Annotated in this window: 20 protein-coding genes; 12 read left to right on the top strand and 8 right to left on the bottom strand. The window is 74.8% G+C overall.

Features of this window, described 5'->3' with window-relative positions; translation table 11 throughout:
* The first annotated feature begins 68 nt into the window (after positions 1-68).
* Positions 69-959 carry a YhjD/YihY/BrkB family envelope integrity protein gene (locus AC07BF_RS19130; RefSeq protein ID WP_363582637.1) on the top strand — a complete coding sequence of 297 codons (891 nt, stop codon included), beginning with the start codon at positions 69-71 and terminating at the stop codon, positions 957-959.
* A 64-nt stretch (positions 960-1,023) separates the two neighbouring features.
* Here the strand turns inward: AC07BF_RS19130 and AC07BF_RS19125 are convergent, their stop codons facing one another.
* Positions 1,024-1,731: a rhomboid-like protein gene (locus AC07BF_RS19125; protein WP_478333634.1), complete on the bottom strand. Its 708-nt coding sequence runs from the start codon at positions 1,729-1,731 to the stop codon at positions 1,024-1,026.
* Here AC07BF_RS19125 and AC07BF_RS19120 point away from each other — a divergent pair.
* The 5 genes from AC07BF_RS19120 to AC07BF_RS19100 all read left to right on the top strand — a co-directional run bounded on the left by AC07BF_RS19120 (position 1,715) and on the right by AC07BF_RS19100 (position 6,162).
* Positions 1,715-2,173 carry a hypothetical protein gene (locus AC07BF_RS19120; RefSeq protein WP_478333633.1) on the top strand — a complete coding sequence of 153 codons (459 nt, stop codon included), beginning with the start codon at positions 1,715-1,717 and terminating at the stop codon, positions 2,171-2,173. The genes AC07BF_RS19125 and AC07BF_RS19120 overlap by 17 nt on opposite strands.
* A 146-nt stretch (positions 2,174-2,319) precedes the next feature.
* Positions 2,320-2,928, top strand: coding sequence for a rhomboid-like protein (locus AC07BF_RS19115; RefSeq protein WP_363582631.1), 609 nt, complete (start codon positions 2,320-2,322; stop codon positions 2,926-2,928).
* Between the two features lie 75 nt (positions 2,929-3,003).
* Positions 3,004-3,534 (top strand): hypothetical protein, encoded by a 531-nt coding sequence (locus tag AC07BF_RS19110; RefSeq protein WP_363582629.1) that lies wholly within the window; start codon positions 3,004-3,006, stop codon positions 3,532-3,534.
* Between the two features lie 238 nt (positions 3,535-3,772).
* On the top strand, positions 3,773-5,197 hold the full coding sequence (argG, locus tag AC07BF_RS19105; RefSeq protein ID WP_063350707.1) for an argininosuccinate synthase: 1,425 nt from the start codon (positions 3,773-3,775) through the stop codon (positions 5,195-5,197).
* A 296-nt stretch (positions 5,198-5,493) separates the two neighbouring features.
* Positions 5,494-6,162 (top strand): GAP family protein, encoded by a 669-nt coding sequence (locus tag AC07BF_RS19100; RefSeq protein WP_363582627.1) that lies wholly within the window; start codon positions 5,494-5,496, stop codon positions 6,160-6,162.
* Between the two features lie 107 nt (positions 6,163-6,269).
* On the opposite strand, the gene AC07BF_RS19095 is transcribed toward AC07BF_RS19100, so the two are convergent.
* From AC07BF_RS19095 to AC07BF_RS19085, 3 genes are all read right to left on the bottom strand, one after another.
* Positions 6,270-6,959 (bottom strand): hypothetical protein, encoded by a 690-nt coding sequence (locus AC07BF_RS19095; RefSeq protein ID WP_400805759.1) that lies wholly within the window; start codon positions 6,957-6,959, stop codon positions 6,270-6,272.
* The gene (locus AC07BF_RS19090) at positions 6,956-7,528 is read right to left on the bottom strand and encodes an RNA polymerase sigma factor (RefSeq protein WP_350882705.1); all 573 of its coding nucleotides are present in this window, start codon (positions 7,526-7,528) and stop codon (positions 6,956-6,958) included. The genes AC07BF_RS19095 and AC07BF_RS19090 overlap by 4 nt, the downstream gene beginning before the upstream one ends.
* Positions 7,529-7,784: 256 nt before the next feature.
* A complete protein-coding gene (locus tag AC07BF_RS19085) occupies positions 7,785-8,258 on the bottom strand; it encodes a MarR family winged helix-turn-helix transcriptional regulator (protein WP_363582623.1) in 474 nt (157 codons plus the stop codon).
* 117 nt (positions 8,259-8,375) lie between these two features.
* On the opposite strand from AC07BF_RS19085, the gene AC07BF_RS19080 reads away from it, so the two are divergent.
* Entirely contained in the window at positions 8,376-8,786 is a 411-nt protein-coding gene (locus tag AC07BF_RS19080; protein WP_363582621.1) for an organic hydroperoxide resistance protein, read from the top strand.
* 119 nt (positions 8,787-8,905) lie between these two features.
* Here the strand turns inward: AC07BF_RS19080 and AC07BF_RS19075 are convergent, their stop codons facing one another.
* A complete protein-coding gene (locus tag AC07BF_RS19075; RefSeq protein WP_363582619.1) occupies positions 8,906-9,247 on the bottom strand; it encodes an SHOCT domain-containing protein in 342 nt (113 codons plus the stop codon).
* Positions 9,248-9,403: 156 nt separating this feature from the next.
* Between AC07BF_RS19075 and AC07BF_RS19070 the strand changes: the two genes are divergently transcribed.
* Entirely contained in the window at positions 9,404-9,775 is a 372-nt protein-coding gene (locus AC07BF_RS19070; RefSeq protein ID WP_363582617.1) for a hypothetical protein, read from the top strand.
* 10 nt (positions 9,776-9,785) lie between these two features.
* On the opposite strand, the gene AC07BF_RS19065 is transcribed toward AC07BF_RS19070, so the two are convergent.
* Positions 9,786-10,436, bottom strand: a complete 651-nt coding sequence (locus tag AC07BF_RS19065; protein WP_363582615.1) for a LamG domain-containing protein — start codon at positions 10,434-10,436, stop codon at positions 9,786-9,788.
* Between the two features lie 158 nt (positions 10,437-10,594).
* Positions 10,595-11,224: a CBS domain-containing protein gene (locus AC07BF_RS19060; protein WP_478333632.1), complete on the bottom strand. Its 630-nt coding sequence runs from the start codon at positions 11,222-11,224 to the stop codon at positions 10,595-10,597.
* 342 nt (positions 11,225-11,566) lie between these two features.
* On the opposite strand from AC07BF_RS19060, the gene AC07BF_RS19055 reads away from it, so the two are divergent.
* Positions 11,567-13,417 carry a hypothetical protein gene (locus AC07BF_RS19055; RefSeq protein ID WP_478333631.1) on the top strand — a complete coding sequence of 617 codons (1,851 nt, stop codon included), beginning with the start codon at positions 11,567-11,569 and terminating at the stop codon, positions 13,415-13,417.
* On the opposite strand, the gene AC07BF_RS19050 is transcribed toward AC07BF_RS19055, so the two are convergent.
* Positions 13,401-14,660 (bottom strand): FAD-dependent monooxygenase, encoded by a 1,260-nt coding sequence (locus AC07BF_RS19050; protein ID WP_478333630.1) that lies wholly within the window; start codon positions 14,658-14,660, stop codon positions 13,401-13,403. The two genes, AC07BF_RS19055 and AC07BF_RS19050, sit on opposite strands and share 17 nt — an antisense overlap.
* A gap of 135 nt (positions 14,661-14,795) precedes the next feature.
* Here AC07BF_RS19050 and AC07BF_RS19045 point away from each other — a divergent pair, with 135 nt between their 5' ends.
* The 3 genes from AC07BF_RS19045 to AC07BF_RS19035 all read left to right on the top strand — a co-directional run bounded on the left by AC07BF_RS19045 (position 14,796) and on the right by AC07BF_RS19035 (position 16,821).
* Entirely contained in the window at positions 14,796-15,485 is a 690-nt protein-coding gene (locus AC07BF_RS19045) for a TetR/AcrR family transcriptional regulator (RefSeq protein ID WP_400806148.1), read from the top strand.
* A gap of 74 nt (positions 15,486-15,559) precedes the next feature.
* On the top strand, positions 15,560-16,360 hold the full coding sequence (locus tag AC07BF_RS19040) for a HEAT repeat domain-containing protein (RefSeq protein ID WP_363582605.1): 801 nt from the start codon (positions 15,560-15,562) through the stop codon (positions 16,358-16,360).
* 191 nt (positions 16,361-16,551) lie between these two features.
* Positions 16,552-16,821 (top strand): GlsB/YeaQ/YmgE family stress response membrane protein, encoded by a 270-nt coding sequence (locus AC07BF_RS19035; protein WP_363582603.1) that lies wholly within the window; start codon positions 16,552-16,554, stop codon positions 16,819-16,821.
* Positions 16,822-16,842 lie beyond the last annotated feature (21 nt).

Genomic DNA, 16,842 nt, shown 5'->3' with positions numbered 1-16,842 from the left:
GGTGGCGGGACGGGCCGGGCTGGCCTTGACTGGGGCGGATCGTTGCCCCGCTGCGGGAGGACCGAGGGATGAGGTCGGTGAGGGAGGCCGCCGGCCGTTGGGGGGAGCGGCTGGCCCGGGGCCGCGGGCAGTGGGAGCGGGCACGGGTCGAGGCCGAGCGGCGCTTCCCGGTGATCACCGAGCTGACGGCCCGGCTGCTCTCCCCCGGACTGCTGGACGCCGCCACCCGGATGGCCTCCCAGATCTTCCTGACCTCCGTACCACTGCTGTTCGCGGTGGCCGCGTTCGCCCCGCCCGATGTGCGGGACCAGCTGGTGGCCTCGCTCCGCGCGCTGTTCGGCGTCTCCGGCGCCTCGGATCAGGAGCTGCGCCAGGCGCTGTACGGCACCGGGGACCTGCGAGGCACCACCGGAATCATCGGCGTGCTGATGGCACTGCTGTCGGCGACCAGTTGCAGCCGCGCGGTGGCCCGGGTCTGCGAGCACGCCTGGCGGCTGCCGAAGGCCGGTACCCGGGCGGCGGCCTGGCGGTGGCTGCTGTGGATCGTGGCCTGGCTGACGGTGCTGCTCTTCCAGGGCTCGCTGCGGGACGGTTTCGGTGTCGGCTTCTGGCTGGGCCTGCCGCTCACCTTCGCGGCGTCCTTGGTGGTCTGGTGGTGGACCACCCACCTGCTGTTGAGCGCCCGGGTCGGCTGGCTGCCGCTGCTGCCCGGCGCGCTGCTGACGGCCGCCGCGGCCACCGCGATGTCACTGACCGCCCGGGTCTACATGCCGGGCGCGCTGAACCGCAGTCTGGCCCAGTACGGTTCGCTGGGGCTGGTGCTGATACTGCTGTCCTGGCTGATCGCGCTCTGCGCCGCCGTCACCTTCTCCGTCACGGCGGGGGCGGTGCTGGCCCAGGGGCCCCCGCTGAACGTCTACCTGGGCACGCCCGCCCCGGACCCCCCGCGCACCGGCTGATCCGTCGACGCCGCCACCACCACGGAGCAGCCACCAAGCACCACCGCCGCCACCACCACCACCGTCAACGCCGGCGCAGCCGCCGTCGGACGAGCCGGCCCGTGGCAACCGGGTCCCAGGAGCCCGGGCGGTCCCGGGTCAGCGGGTAGCAGGCCAGGCCGATCAGCACGGCGCTGAAGTGGCCGATGCTGGTGTAGTCCCGGCTCTGCGCGACGCCCAGGCCGTAGAAGACCAGCACAACGGCCACGTACAGGTACCGCCAGGGCCGCACGATCAGGTAGGTGAGCACCGCGACCACCCCGGCGAGCGCGTAGCTGACGCCGTAGTCGAGGGTGTAGACGGCCCTCGGCGGGGCGATGCCGCGGTGGATCGCCCACCCGAGCAGGCCCTCGCTGAGGTAGGTCGCGCCGACGTGCGCGATCATCGCCACCGAGATCCAGCGCAGGGTGCCGAGCCAGCGTTCGGCGGGCACGTGGAAGAGGTTGTAGAGCAGGAAGTAGCTCAGCCACCCGCCGCCCGCGATCCACAGCGCACTGGTGATCAGCACGCGCACCGGTGAGACCTGGAGGTGGTGCAGGTTGGTCGAGCGCCGTTCCAGGATCCGGTCGGCGGTCGCGCTGTCGACGTGGTGGATCACCTGTGTGGTGGCGAGCAGGATCGCCAGCCAGACGTAGGTACCCGGGGCCCGGCGGACGTAGGTCCGGACCGCGTGCGCGAGGCGTGCCCACCAGGGGCGCCGGTGTCCGGGCGCGTTGGTGGTGCCACCGGTCATCGGCGCCTCCTCGACGGTTCCCTTCACCCTCACCCGGGGCGGCCCCCGGCGCGTCTACGCGGTGCGCCCTTCGAGTGACCGGGTCTCGCGGACGGTCTACGCACCGGCCGCCGGGGCCCAGCAACCCCCGGCGCACGTCCCGCCCCAGGCCGGCCCGGCGCACGGCGCCAGCCCGTTCGCGGCGACCAGCACGGGCGCGGTGATCCGGCGGATCGTGGACACCGGGCCCGAGCCCGCCGCGCCGGCCGCCGTCCACGCCCTGGACCCGGCGCCGGCCGCCGTGGTGGTCCGCGCGCTGAACGCCGACCCGGCCGGGCGCCCGGCGGGCGGCGCGGCGCTGCTGGAGCTGCTGACGGCCGCTCCGGCCCCGGGCGTCCCGGCGCCGAACGCGAGTTCGGTCCGCGAGGAGATCACCCGGGGCTGGCGTACGCTGGCGCTCTGACCGCCCGGAACGGGCCGCCGGGGGCTGCCGGGCGGCACCACCGGGACCGCACAGCGAGGGCGACGGGCACGATGAGCGAGCGCGGCACGACGACCGCACCTGCGGGTATCGACGCCGGTCCCGGAGCTCGGCACCCGGCGCTGCGCGTGGCGGACCGACTGCGGCTGACCACGGTGTACGTGCTGCTGCTGACCGCGACGGCCTGCTGGCTGGCCGGCCAGAGCCACGGCGCCCGGGCCCGGTTCGTCCGGCACAACAGCAGCAACGTCCACCACATGGAGGTCGGCAAGTGGTGGACGATGTTCACCAGCGGGCTGGTGGTCGACGGGGTGCCCGCCTGGGCGGGCATCGCGGCGGTGGCCGTGGTGCTGGGCCTGGCCGAGTGGCGCTGGGGCCCGGCCCGGGCCGGCGCGGTCTTCGTCTTCGGCCACCTGGGCGCCACCCTGCTCACCGAGGGCGCCATGTGGGTGATGCTCACCGCCCGGATCCCGGGGGCGCTGTCCCGGGCGCGTGACGTCGGGATCAGCTACGGGCTGGTCGGCACCGCCGGCTGCCTGCTGGCCCTGGGCCCGGCCCCGCTGCGCCGGTTCGGGCTGCCCGCGCTCGGGCTGGGGCTGGCCGTGACCTGGGCGCTGGACCAGCAACTGGCCGACGCCGGGCACCTGGTGGCGCTAGGCCTCGGCGCACTGGCCGCCCGGACGCCCTGGCTGCGCATCCGGGCCCGGGCCCGGATGCCGGTCTCCGCCGCACGCTGACGGCCCTCCGACACTCCCCCCGGCGCTCCTCCCCGGGGTCTTGCGATCACCCCCACCCCGAGTAATGCTGATTACATGATTACAACCTCACCCGAAGAGCTCCGGGGGTGGTTCACCGGCCGCCTCCCCGCCGACCTGTTCACCGATCTCGTCGAGATCACCGCGGACCGCGAGGAGATCACCGTCGTCGGCCGCATCACCGAGCCCACCCTCGACCGGACGGCCTCGGACGCCGAGCGCGAAGCGGCGTCCGAGGGCCGGATCGCCGAGTTCCGCGACCGGACCAGGGACGCCCGGATCGCCGTCGCCCGGGAGGCCGAGCGCCGCTACGGCCGCAAGGTCTCCTGGGGCGCCGAGTGCGGCGACCTGAGGGGCATGTTCACCACCGTCTCCGCCCCCGTCATGACCCGGCTGCGCCAGCCCGAACGGCAGGTGCTCGACACCCTGGTGGAGGCGGGCGTCGCCCGCAGCCGCAGCGAGGCGCTCGCCTGGTGCGTCCGCCTGGTGCAGCGCCACTCCGACACCTGGCTCACCGAACTGCGCGAGTCGCTGGAGAACGTCCGCCGCCTGCGCGCCCAGGGGCCGGACGCCGACAGCGCCTCCTGACTCCTCTCCCCGGCGTCCGGCCACCCAACGCGCCTGGGAGAAAGCCGGGTTGAGGCCAGGCGACCACCGATCGGCCACGGCGAGGGGCGGCAACAGGAGCGGCCACCCCTCGCCGAGCCGATCGTATGCTCTTGCGATACTCTGCAAACCTATGCCAGAGTGCGGGCATCGGATACGCCGAATCCCCTCACACGTCGCTAAGTCAGGAGCCCGCGCCTCGCGGGTCAAGGGTGCATGCATGTCGAAGGTCTTGAGCAAGCTGCCGGTCGGTGAACGGATCGGCATCGCATTCTCCGGTGGATTGGACACCTCCGTCGCCGTCGCGTGGATGCGCGAGCACGGCGCCGTCCCCTACGCCTACACGGCCGACATCGGCCAGTACGACGAGCCGAACCTCGCCGACGTCCCGGCCCGCGGTCGCGCCTACGGCGCCGAGCAGGCCCGGCTGGTCGACTGCCGGGCGGCGCTGGTCGAGGAGGGCCTGGCCGCCCTCGCCTGCGGTGCCTTCCACATCCGCTCCGCCGGGCAGACGTACTTCAACACCACCCCGCTCGGCCGCGCCGTGACCGGCACCCTGCTGGTCCGCGCGATGCGCGAGGACGAGGTCTCCATCTGGGGCGACGGCTCCACCTACAAGGGCAACGACATCGAGCGGTTCTACCGCTACGGCCTGCTCGCCAACCCCAGCCTGCGGATCTACAAGCCGTGGCTGGACCAGCGGTTCGTCACCGAACTCGGCGGCCGCAAGGAGATGTCCGCCTGGCTCTCCGAGCGCGACCTGCCGTACCGCGACTCCGCCGAGAAGGCCTACTCCACCGACGCCAACATCTGGGGCGCCACCCACGAGGCCAAGCGGCTGGAGTACCTGGACACCTCGATGGAGATCGTCAGCCCGATCATGGGCGTGGCCTTCTGGGACCCGGCGGTCGAGATCCAGACCGAGGACGTGACGATCGAGTTCGAGTTCGGCCGTCCGGTCCGCATCAACGGCCGGGCGTTCGCCGACGCCGTCGAGCTGGTGCACGAGGCCAACCGGATCGGCGGGCGCCACGGCCTGGGCATGTCGGACCAGATCGAGAACCGCATCATCGAGGCCAAGAGTCGCGGCATCTACGAGGCCCCCGGCATGGCGCTGCTGCACACCGCCTACGAGCGGCTGCTCAACGCGATCCACAACGAGGACACCGTCGCCACCTACCACACCCAGGGCCGTCGGCTCGGGCGGCTGCTGTACGAGGGCCGCTGGTTCGACCCGCAGTCGCTGATGCTCCGCGACAGCCTCCAGCGCTGGGTCGGCCAGCCGGTCACCGGCAGCGTCACGCTGCGACTGCGCCGCGGCCAGGACTACTCGGTGCTCGACACCCAGGGCCCGAACCTCAGCTACCACCCCGAGAAGCTGTCCATGGAGCGCAGCGTCGACGCCGCGTTCGTCCCGGACGACCGCATCGGCCAGCTGACCATGCGCAACCTCGACATCGCCGACTCGCGCAGCAAGCTGGAGCAGTACGCGGTGCACGGCCAGCTGGCGCCGTGGAGCGGCCTGATCGGCGAGCTGGCGCCCGGCGGGGCGGCACCGATCGCCGCCGCCGGCCCCGACGCCGAGGCGCTGGCGGCCAAGTCCACCGCGCTCGACAGCGCTGCGATCGAGTCGGGCAACGACTGATCCGCTGCCGTGACCACGTCCGAGGGCCGCCGCACCACACCGGTGCGGCGGCCCTCGGCGGTTCCGGGCGAGCTGCGGCCGTTCCGGGCCTGAGCCCTCCGGGCCTCACCCGCACAGCGGCCCCGGCCGTGCACGGCGGCCCCGGGCGTAGCTGAATGGGGCAGACGTGTGCCCGGCGGGAGCAGGGCCCGGGCGACGGCTTCACCGGACGCCCCGGGCAGCGGCTCCACCGGAGGCGGGCCCGGACGGCGGCCCCGCCGGGCGAGCCCGGGCGACGGCGAGGAGGCGGGAGCGGGATGGGCGAGGCGGTCGGTTCGATGCTGGCGTCGGCGGTGGGCATCGCGATCAGCCCGCCGGCGCTGGTCGCGGTGGTCCTGATGCTGGCCGCACCGCGCGGGCGGACCATCGGGCTCGCCTTCGCGGCCGGCTGGGCGGCCGGCCTGGCGGCGGTGGTGGCGGTCGTGGTGGCGGCGGGCAGAGCACTGGGTTCGGGTGGCGGCCGGCCGGACTGGCCGTACTGGCTGGAGCTCGCGCTGGGCGTCCTGTTCGTCCTGATGACCTGGAAGCGGTGGCGCGACCGGCCCCGCGCGGGGCACGTCACCGCGCCGCCGAGGTGGATGCGGGAGGTGGGCCGCTTCAGCGCGGGCCGGTCGGCCGGTCTCGCGGTGGCCCTGGTCACGACCGGCCCGAAGAACCTGGCACTGGCCGTCGGCGGCGCGGCCTCGATCGCCGCCAGTACGGCCGGGATCGGCGGCACGGTGGTGGCCGCCGCGCTGATGGTGCTGATCGGCTCGCTGTGCACGCTGCTTCCGCTCGGGGTCCACCTGCTCCGCGGGGACCGCTCGGCGCGGACCCTCGGGGAGTGGAAGGCCTGGCTGGCCACCCACAGCACGGCGATCACGACCACCGTGCTGGCCGTGATCGGGGCCGAGTACGTCGGCGACGCCATCACCGGGCTCGCGTGAGCCCTCCCTCATCACCGGGCTCGCGTGAGCCGCCCCTCGGCGGCCGGCCCGCTGTCAGAGCCGCCGGGCCCCACACCACCACAGCCCTCCACCCACCAGCGCCCGGCTCACCGGATGCGCACCACCCCTCTCCCCCGCACCGACCGCAGGCCCAGCCGTCCGCCGTCCGTCCCCGGGCGCACCGCCAGCACGTCCCTGAGCGTCAGCAGGATCTCGCCGTCGTAGCGCTCGGCCAGCTCCCGCGCCAGCTGCGCGGCACCGCCCGGCCCGGCGTCCGGGGCCAGGGCGGGCAGGTGGCCGGGGGCGCTGAGGTCCTCGGCCTGGGCGGCCCAGCGGGCCGCGTCCCGGGTCTCGCCCTCGGCCGCGTAGTGGACGGCCAGGCAGTGCACGGCCAGCCGGTCGCCGTACTGCGTCGCGATCCGCCACCAGAAGACGCCGTCCGCGGTGCGGCCCATCCCGTAGAGCAGGCAGCCGAGGGTGCGGAAGGCCGTCTTCTCGGCGAGTTCGAGGTCCAGCGCCAGTTCGCCCGGTTCCACCGCGCCCGCCACGGTGGCGCACAGGTGCCGCAGGTCGCGTCGGAGCTCCGTCCGGCCGCCGGCCCACGGGGGTTCGCCGAAGGCGTGCGGCGGCCGGGCGTTCGCGGGCGGGCGGGCCGGGCGTTCGCGGGCGGGCGGCGCGGGCCGGCGGGCGGCGGCGAGCCGCTCGGCCAGCCGACGGGTGAAGGCGGCCGGGTCGTGGTCGCGGAACTCGCGTTCCAGCAGGGCGGCGTCCGCCCGCAGCAGTTCGGTGACCTTCACGGCGCCTGCCCGTCGTCCGGCTGCTCCAGCAGGTACTCCAGGTGGCGCCGCCCGAGGCTGTAGTAGGTGCGGGCGGTGGTGTGCGCGATGCCGAGGCTGCGACCGATGTCCGGGTAGGACAGGCCCGCCTGGCGCAGCCGGACGACGTCGGCCTGGACCGGGGCGGCGCGCGCGAGTTCCTCCATCGCCCAGTCCAGCGCATCGAGTTCGGCGAGCTGGTCCAGTTCGTCCTGGCTGGTGTCGGGCCGGCGCTGCGCGATGACGCGCAGCCGTTTGCGTTCGGCGCGGCGGCGCTCGCGCAGGAGGTCCACCACCGCGTCCTTGACGACCTTGAAGGCGAAGGCCTGCGGGTCGGCGCTGGCCAGGGCGCGGCGCCAGTTCTTGTAGAGCGTGGCGCCCGCGTTCTGGACGGCGTCCTGCGCGTCCTCGCGATGTCGCAGGCGCTGCTGGGCGTACCGGAGGTAGCCCGGGTGCTCGCGGGTGAAGAAGGCCTCGAAGTCGGCCGGCAGCGCGCCGAGCGGGTCCGCCCGCAGGTCCCGCTTCTCGCCCGGCCCGGGGGTGTTCAGCACACGCGCCCCCCTTTCGTGGGTCAGCTGGCCGGCCCACCGGGTGGCACGCCGACGGCCCCTGGGGGCTCGTGGTGTAACCGTCCGGGCGGCCCGGGTTGTTGACCGGATCGGGCGGACAATTGGCGACCGTTTCCGTTCACTTTCGAACACCGGCGCTGACCTGCCGGTTCGGCCCCGACAGGAGCCCGGGACCCAGGCGCACGTGACCCACGTCACAGGCTGCGGGCCGTCCGACTTGACAGGGCGAATGCCGCGACTACGGCGCCGGCTCCACCACCGCCGAGTCGAGCGCGGCGGTCACCCGCTCCAGCAGTACGCGCAGCGCGGCCAGGTCCTCGACCGGCAGCCCGGTCGCGTCGAACAGCCGGCGCGGCACCTGTCCGGCCCGCTCGCGCAGGGCGGAGCCCTCGGCGGTGAGGCTGACGGTGACCGACCGCTCGTCCTCCGGGCTGCGCTCGCGCCGCACCAGTCCGGCCGCCTCCAGCCGCTTGAGCAGCGGGGAGAGCGTGCCGGAGTCGAGCCGCAGGCGCTCGCCGATCCGCTTGACGGGCAGGTCGCCGTCCTCCCAGAGCACGAGCAGGACGAGGTACTGGGGGTAGGTGAGCCCGAGGTCGCGCAGCAGCACCCGGTAGACGCCACCGAAGGCGCGGGAGGCCGCGTTCAGCGAGAAGCAGATCTGCTGGTCGAGGCGGAGCAGTTCCTCGTCCGCCATGCCGGGGAGCGTGGTCATGGCTCCATGGTACCGATCACCCTCACGCCATTTAGTTGTGCGCAATTGAATTGCGTGCTCTACTTATCTCCAGAGGGCGGCCCGGGCGGCCGCCGGAACACACGAAGGGAACCGACCATGGACGCGCTCTACACCGCAGCCGCCACCGCCAACGGCCGGGAGGGCCGCGCCGTCAGCTCCGACGGGCAGCTGGACCTCGCGCTGGCGATGCCGCCCGCTCTCGGCGGCAGCGGCCAGGGCACCAACCCGGAGCAGCTGTTCGCGGCCGGCTACGCGGCCTGCTTCGCCAGCGCCCTCGGCCTGGTCGGCCGCCAGGCCCGGGTCGACACCAGCGAGGTCTCGGTCACCGCCGAGGTGTCCATCGGCAAGGACGGCGCCGGTTTCGGCCTGGCCGTCGTGCTGCGCGTCGAACTGCCCGAGGCGCTCGCGGACGGGACCGGCGAGCAGCTGGTCAAGCAGGCGCACGACGTCTGCCCGTACTCGCGCGCCACCCGCGGCAACATCCCGGTCGAGCTGGTCGTCGAATAGGCCCAGCAGGCCACGCACGCCGAGTAGGCCGAACGGGCTACGCAAACGCCGGCCAGGCCGCCACCACAGACGGGCCCGCCACACGTACCACCGTGTGGCGGGCCCGCCCGCGCCCCGGCTCAGCCGTCACCCGGCCCGTTCACCGAGCGCAGCGTGTCGAGCCTGTGCCGGTACTCCTCGGTGTCGATCTCGCCACGCGCGAACCGCTCCGCGAGCAGTTGCTCGGGCGTCGGCCCGGCCACCGCGCCGTGCGGCGCGCCCCACCCCGGCCCCGCCGCACCCGAAGCCGCCGCACCCGGACCCGCCGGGCCGTGCGGCAGCGGCCGGCGCGACCGCGACACGTACCGGAACAGGGCGATGGCGGCGAGCACCAGGACCAGCAGGACCAGCAGAGTCAAGATCGCCATCACGCCGATGCCCCAGCCACCCAGAACGTGGCCGTGTCCGTGCCAGTACCTCATCGGGACCTCCTCCTCCGGCCCCGTAGCCGGGGCCCGCCGAGGTGACCAGCGCCTCACCACCATCGTGCGCCCGCACCGGACCGAAGCGCCCTGAAGAAAGCCTGAGAAAACGTTCCGGCGCTCAGCGCCCGGCCCACCGGGGTAGCGTTGCCGCCCATGAACCACCACCCGCCGGCCGACGACCGCTCGCCCGAGCAGCTCGTCGCGGCCGGGGTGCTGCGGCGCCACGGGGACCACCGCCCCCACCCCGCGCTCGGCCACTCCCCGATCAGCTACGTCTCCACCGCGCTCTGGGCCGAACTCACCGTGCTCGCCATCGCACCGCCCGCGGCCGAAGCGACCGCCACCGCCCTGTTGCGCGCCATCGCCGCACGCGCCGTGGACGCGGCCCTGGCCCCCGGCAACGAACGCGCCCCGCGCGACGACCTGTACGTGGCCCACCCCGCGCACATCGGTGCGCACCGCCGGACGGTCTGGTTCCAGCGCTCCGGCCCGCGCGGCCCGGTCACCGCCACCTTCGCCCCGTGAGACGGGACGCTCAGCGCTCGACCTGAAGGCTGTGGCAGACCCAGCTGAGCCGGTCCGGCCCCTGCAGCGGCGGCCGGTCGTGGTAGGTGCCGTCCGCGACCGACAGGTTGACGATCAGGTACGCCTGCCAGGCGGGACCGACCCCGTGCAGGTCCGCGTAGACCAGCTCGTCCCCGACGTACCAGTCCACCGAGTTCGCGCCGAGCACGACCCGCAGGTCGAAGGTCGCCCCGGGTGCGATCCCCGAGCCGGCGCCGTGCCAGTACCGGTACCCGCCCCGGACGTGGTTGGAGAACTCCAACAGGTCCGGATGGTCGGGGTGGTACTCGAAGAGGTCGACCTCGTTGCCGCCGCCCCGCCAGGTCCAGACGGCCGGCCAGGCACCCAGCCCGACGGGCAGCGTGATGCGTGCCGACAGTTGGTCGCCGGTGCGGGCCTGGAAGCCGTCCGGACTGCCCTCGGTGGTGAGCAGGTTGCACGTCCAGAGCCCGCCGACGAGCCGCCGGGTGGCGCTGAACACGCCGCCCGGGCAATAGCCGCGGCCGAGATAGTCGAGCTTGTGGTCGCTCCGGTTGGTCGGCCCCATCCGGGGGTAGGCACTGCTGCGCCCGGCGGTCCACTGTCTGGCCGAAGTGAAGTCCGCGTCGAACACGACCGCCACGGCCGCCTCCCCTGTGCTCCGGCGCCCCGGCAGTTCGACCCGCCAGGCACACAGGGTGAGTTACCCGATACGCTCCGCAGTATGCGGAGCGGAACGCCCGGGCCGGAGCAGCGCGCAGCGGTCGGATCGCAGGATCTCGGGATCGACGGATCGACGGATCAGCCCACCGGAGCGGCCGTCCCGCCCGCACCGAGCCGGTCGGTGACCGAGACCACGCCGTCGACCGAGCGGCACAGGTTGAGCACGATCGGGACCAGGTACGGCTCGGGCACCGTACCGCTGAGCACCACCCGGCCCTGATCGACCTCGACGCCGATCTCCGCCGGGCTCACCCCGTCGATCCGGCCGAGCACCTCCTCGACGATCTCCCGCCGGATCACCACGTCCTCGCGCAGGAAGACCCGCAGCAGGTCCCCGCGGCTGACCATGCCGGTCACCCGCCCATCCTCGTCCAGCACCGGCAGCCGCTTCAGCCCGTGCTGGCTCATCAACCGGGCCGCCGCGACCACGCTGGTCCCGGGGGTCGTGCAGACCGGCTGCCCGGTCATCAGGTCGGCCGCGGTCACGGCACCGCCCGGGCCGGCCTGCGCCGCCTCGGGGGCTGGCAACAGAGCGCCCGGATCCTCCTGCGCGGCCAGCGTGCGCAGCAGGTCGGCCTCGGAGACGATCCCGAGCGGCCGCCCCTCCGCGTCCACCACCGGCACCCCGGTGATGTCGTACTCGGTCAGCAGCGCGACGATCTCCCGGAAGCCGGTCTCGGGCGCAACCCGGACCACGGGGCTGGTCATCACAGATTCGACGGTGGCATGCCGCACGCCGGTTCACCTCGTCCACGACACTCTTGCGGCCGGGCGCGGATCGTCCCGACCGGTACCGGCAGCATCGCGCCCGGTGGCACGGGCCGCCAGGGGCCAAGGGGCTGAACGGGTGGGACCTTGGGCCCGCCCGCCGAACGCGGATCCGACACCGTGCCGAACCACCGCCCGCCCGGCGCCTCGCCGAAACCACCGACCCTGCGATCCGGCGACCCGGTGGCCCGGACGGCGCAACCATCACATGATCGACTCGTTGGACCGTCCACCACGACAGCACGAACGGCATCCGGGGAGGGCACGTTGGCAGGACGGACGATGGGCGCGGCATCGTCGGCGCAGGGCGCCGCGGCGCGCCCGGTGGCCCAGGCCGAAGCCGCGCTGGTGCGCCACTACCGCCGGCTGGCCCGGCTGGCGTACCTCGCGCTGCCCGCCGACCGGGACCGGCACAGCCGGGTGCTGGCCGCGCACGCGACCGTCCAGCGCGCCCTGCCCTCCCGCTGGACCCGCCCGGCCGGTCCGCCGGCGGCGGACGAGGACCCGGTGTACGCCGCACTGCGCCTGCGGGTGCTGCGCGCCGCGCTGCGGCCGCACCCCGCGCGGCGGCTGCCCGCTCCCCGGATCTGGGGACTGCGGCTGTTCACCCCGCACGGCGGCGAGGAGGACGCGGCGCTGGACCGCGCACTCGCGGCCCTCGACGCCCCCGCCCGGGCGGCCTTCGCCCTGCGCGCGGTGGAGGGGCTGACGCCGGAGCAGACGGCCGGGGCGCTGCGACGGGCCGGGGTCGAGCACCCCGAGGAGGCCGTCGCGGCGGCGGCCGGCGTGACCGCCGGGGCGGACCCGGAGCCCCCCGCCTTCGACCCGTGCGCGGTGCGGGTCCAGCCCACCGACCTGCTGCGCCGCCGCCGGACGTGGAGCGCCGCGCTGCTGGTCGGCCTGCTCGGACTCAGCACGACGGCGGCCGTGGTGGCCGACTCCGGGCTGGCCGCGCCCGTGGCCCGCCCCGCGGCCGCCCCGTCCGGCACCGCGGCCGACCCGGCCCGCCTGACCCGGGTCGAGCCGGACCGGTGGCAGCACACCGCGCGGGTCGACTTCACCGCCTGGCCCGCCCGCGGCGACCGCCGCGACGACGGCGCGCTGCTCGGCCGCGCCCTGGCCGCCTGGGAGCGGCCCGGCCCGCAGACCCGCGGCGAGCCGGGCGTGGACGCCACGCCGCCCGTCGCCCCGCCGGCCCTGCTGTTCGCCGGGACGGTCGACGGCACCGCCTTGGTGGTGCTGTTCGACGGCCGGCGGCTCGCCCGCTACGCCGACGGGCGCGACGGCGGCCTGGACCTCGCCCGGGCCGACGACTCGGACGTGACCACGGCGGGCGCGGTGGTGCTGCGTCGCCAGGGCACCGCCGTGCGCTATCTGCTGGCCCCCTGGGTGGACGCCGCCGAGACCCGCCGGATCGACCAACCCGACTCCCCCGCGCGGCCGTTGGACCACCCTGACGGGGTCACGGCGGCGGTCCCGGGCGGCGGGCTCGCGGACTGCCACGGCGCCACGGTTCTCCAGCTGCACTCCTCCCCCGCCATCGCCGAGAAGCACGCCTTCCTGCTGACCGACCTCGGCGGGCTCGTCCCCGCGCACCTCACCTACTCCCCTCCGCCGGACCGCGCCCAGCCGGCCCGCGAGCCGCGCGAGGCCACCGGCCAGGACGCGCTGCTGGCCTGGGCCCGCGCGGGCTGCGCCGTCCCGGACGGCACGCCGGGCGTCAAGCAGCTCAACCTGTGGGCCTTCGCGGTGCAGCCGCTGCCGCAGAACGCGGGCTCGGCGTCCTGGGTCTGCCTGCGCGCCGACCGCTGGACCGGTGAGGGCAGCGCCGCCACCGCCGTCCTGCTGCCGACCGCCCGCGGCCCGCAGCGCACCGGCGGCGGCCCGGGGCGGGCGTGCAGCCGCTTCGAGCAGGACGTCGTCGGCTGGGCCTGGTGGCGCTCCCCGCAGGGAGCGGAGTTCCTGCTCGCGGCGGGCAGCCGGCGGGTCACCCGGCTCGCCGTCAAGGGCCCGGACTGGTCCGCCGACCGGCCCGTCCCGGACCACACGCTGGCCGTCGAGCGCCCGGCCCGGGCGACCGTCCAGGTGGAGGCGGCCCTGGACGGCGGCACCCGGATCAGCCCGCCGCGCTGAACCGGCCGGCCGACTCGCGCGCGTACTCCGGCAGCTCGTTGCCCGGCAGCTCGCTCTTCGGCAGCTCACTCTTCGGCAGCTCGTAGTCCGGCAGCTCGACGCTGGAGACCTGCTTGCCGAGCTCCAGCATGCGGTTCAGCACCCAGCGCCGGTTCAGCAGCCCGTTGCGCACGCGCAGGCCGGTCGCGGTGCGCGGCGCCAGGAACGGTCCGGTGCGGTCCCCGCCCTTCTGGCAGCCCTCGGCGTAGCCGCGCAGCAGCCGCTCGTACCGGGCGAAGGCGGTGCGGTGGTCGCCGCGGGCCCGGGCCAGTTCGCCGGCCAGGACGTACGCGGCCACCACGGCGGTGCCGGTGCCCATGCCGCCGATGGTGGCGCCGCAGGCCGCGTCGCCGAGCAGGGCGATCCGGCCGCTGGACCAGGTGGGGACGTCGGTGCGGCTGATCGAGTCGAAGTAGAGCTCGGGGGCGTGCCGCAGGCTCTCCAGCAGGCGCGGCACCTCCCAGCCGAGGCCCGCGAAGGCGTCCCGCACCAGGGCCTTCTGCTGCTCCGGGTCATGGCGGTCGTAGCGCAGTTCGGGCGAGGCGAAGAGGCAGAAGGCGCCCGCGCGGGCCGGGTCGCGGTGGTCGGCACCGATCGAGGCGAGCCGGCCGGGGACGTTGAGGCCGACCGAACCGGGCGCCAGGCCGAGGTCGTCGGGGAACTGCCAGGTGGCCGCGTAGTAGCCGAGGTGGCGGACGTAGCGCTGCTCGGGGCCGAAGGCGAGCCGGCGGACGTTGGAGTGCAGCCCGTCGGCGCCGATCACCAGGTCGAACTCGCGCGGCGCGCCGTGCCGGAAGGCGGCCCGCACACCGCCCGGGGTCTCCTCCAGGGCGGTGATGGAGTCGCCGAAGACGTACTCGGCGCGGGCGCGGCTGTGCCGGTACAGCAGCTGGGCGAGTTCGCCGCGCGGGATCTCCAGCTCGCCGCCCGCGAACTCGGCGGGCAGGTGCAGGAGTCGACGGCCGTCTGCGCCGAGGAAGGTCATCGGGCTGCCGCCGGTGTCGAGCGCGCGCAGTTCGTCGAGGACGCCCATCCGCTCCAGCACCGTCAGGTGGGTGCGGCCGCGGAAGTCGACGTTCTGGCCGCCGCCGCGCAGCGCCGGGGCGAGTTCGACGACGGTGACCTCGAAGCCGTACCGGCCGAGCCAGTGGGCCAGGGCGGGGCCGGCGATGCTCGCGCCCGAGATCAGGACCTTGGTGCTCATGGGAACCACTCCGTCCGAGAGGGTCGAGAAACTGTGTCTGGTGGATACTGTTTGCTGCTGTGTACGGTAGACGCAGTTAGGTCGGACGAGCAACCCCCAGAACGGGAGCGGACTGTGAGCGAGGCGGCGAACGACATGGTGCGGCTGCTCTGGGGCCCCCCGGCCAAGCCCACCCGCGGGCCGAAACCGGCCCTCAGCCTGGAGCGGATCGCGGCGGCGGGCGTCGAGATCGCGGACGCCGAAGGCCTGGGCGCGGTCTCGATGCAGAAGGTCGCCGGACTGCTCGACTTCACCAAGATGTCGCTCTACCGCTACGTGCCCGGCAAGGCCGAACTCGTCGCCCTGATGGTCGAGGCCGCCGTCGGCGAGCCCCCGCAGGGCCGGCACGCCCACGAATGGCGGGCCCAACTCACCGCCTGGGCACACCACTTGACCGAGTCGTTCGGCCGCCACCCGTGGCTGCTCGATGCCACCGTCGGCCCCCGGGTGATGGGCCCGAAGGAACTCACCTGGCTGGAACGGGTGGTGACCGCCCTCGACGGCCACGGACTGACCGGCCCCGAGCGGATGGACGCCGCCGTCCTGCTCGCCGGACACGTCCGCAGCATCGCCCAGCAGTCCCGCGCCGCCGGGCCCGACGGCTCCCCCGAAGCCGAACTCCTCACCGCCCTCGGCACACTGGTGCACCAGCACGCCGACCGCTACCCCGCCCTGGCCGCCGCCATGACCGGGGAGGACGGGCGCGACCAGGCCCTGGACTTCGGCCTGGACCGCATCCTGGACGGCCTCGCCGCCCTGATCACCCGCCGAACGGGCACCGCCTGACGCCACCTGCCCCGCCGCGCCTCGCGAGGAAATCCGATGGGCCTGCGTTCGGTCAGCCGCTAGCATCCCGGACCATGGCGATGTTCGTGCACCTGACCACCGCGGCGAACGCGCCGCGGATCCGCCGTGCCGGGATCCGGGCCGACAGCCGGGGGCAGGGCGGGGTGCGCGGGCTGTACTGCTTCCCGGTACTGCCCTCGTACCCGCTGACCCACCAGTGGCTGCGCGAACTGGCCCGGTTCGGCACCGGGGGCTCGCTGGTCGCGGTGCACCTCCGGCTGGACGACGCACAGCAGGTGCTGACCGGGCACTACCGGGACCGCGCGAGGGGCGCCCAGCAGTGGGTGCCCGCCGCCGAGGCGGTGCGGCGGGTCGCCGAACTGGCGGACCCGCGCGGCTGGGAGGTGTTCGTGCCGCGCGCGGTGGGCGCCCGCGAGGTCCACCGGATCCGCGGCGTGCCGCAGGTCGCCGGCTGGCGCTACCAGCCGAACGCCCACGGCACCCGGCCGTGCCCCTGCATGGGCTGCCAGCCCGTCGGCGGGTACGGCAGCCGTCGGCTGCGCGAGCGCCACCAGCACCCGCTGGACGCCCCGCCGCCGCCCGTGCCCGTCCTGCTCGCCCGGATCGAGGCCGCCGGCGAGCCGGGCGACCCCGCCGAACTGCTCGCCGCCCTGCAGAGCTTCGGGCGCCGCCGCCGCGGCCCACTGGACCGCCTCGCCCGGTTGGCCGCCCACCCGGACCCGGCCGTGCGCGAGGAACTGGTGTGGGCCGTCGCCGGCTGGTCCACCCCGGGCGTCGCCGCCCTGCTCGACGGCCTCGCGAACGACCCGCACCCGGACGTCCGCGAGGCCGTCGAGGCGGCGCTGGAGCGCTGAGGGCCGGCCGTCAGGAGACGCGCTTCGCTGCCAGGAGTCGTCGGTGAAGCTCGGGACCGAGCAGGCGCGGCCGGAGCCGTAGAAGCTCCCGACGTGCCCGTTCGGCCGATCCGGGCGATCATGGGACGAACCGCGTCTCGGCGATTCGGCGCACCGGTGTCAGTCCGGCCGCGCCCGGAAGGTGGACTGCGATGTTCCAGCTCCTGTGGATTCTGCTCATCGGCTTCGTGCTGGGCGTACTGGCCAAGCTGATCCTGCGCGGGCCGCAGTCGATCCCCTGGTGGCTGACGATGCTGCTCGGCGCCGCCGGTGCCTGGCTCGGCAACGCCGTCTCCGGATGGATCGGCGTCCGCCACACCTCGGGCATCGACTGGATCCGACACCTTCTCCAACTCGGCTTCGCCGTCGCCCTGGTGGCCTTCGTCGCCCCGGCCTGGAGCAAGTCCCACCCGAGCCGCTGACCCGGACGACCCGGGCTGCCG

The sequence above is a fragment of the Kitasatospora sp. NPDC043950 genome, from assembly GCF_056435345.1.
Note: the sequence above shows the minus strand (reverse complement) of the source record. Positions and strands in the feature narration are given on the sequence as shown.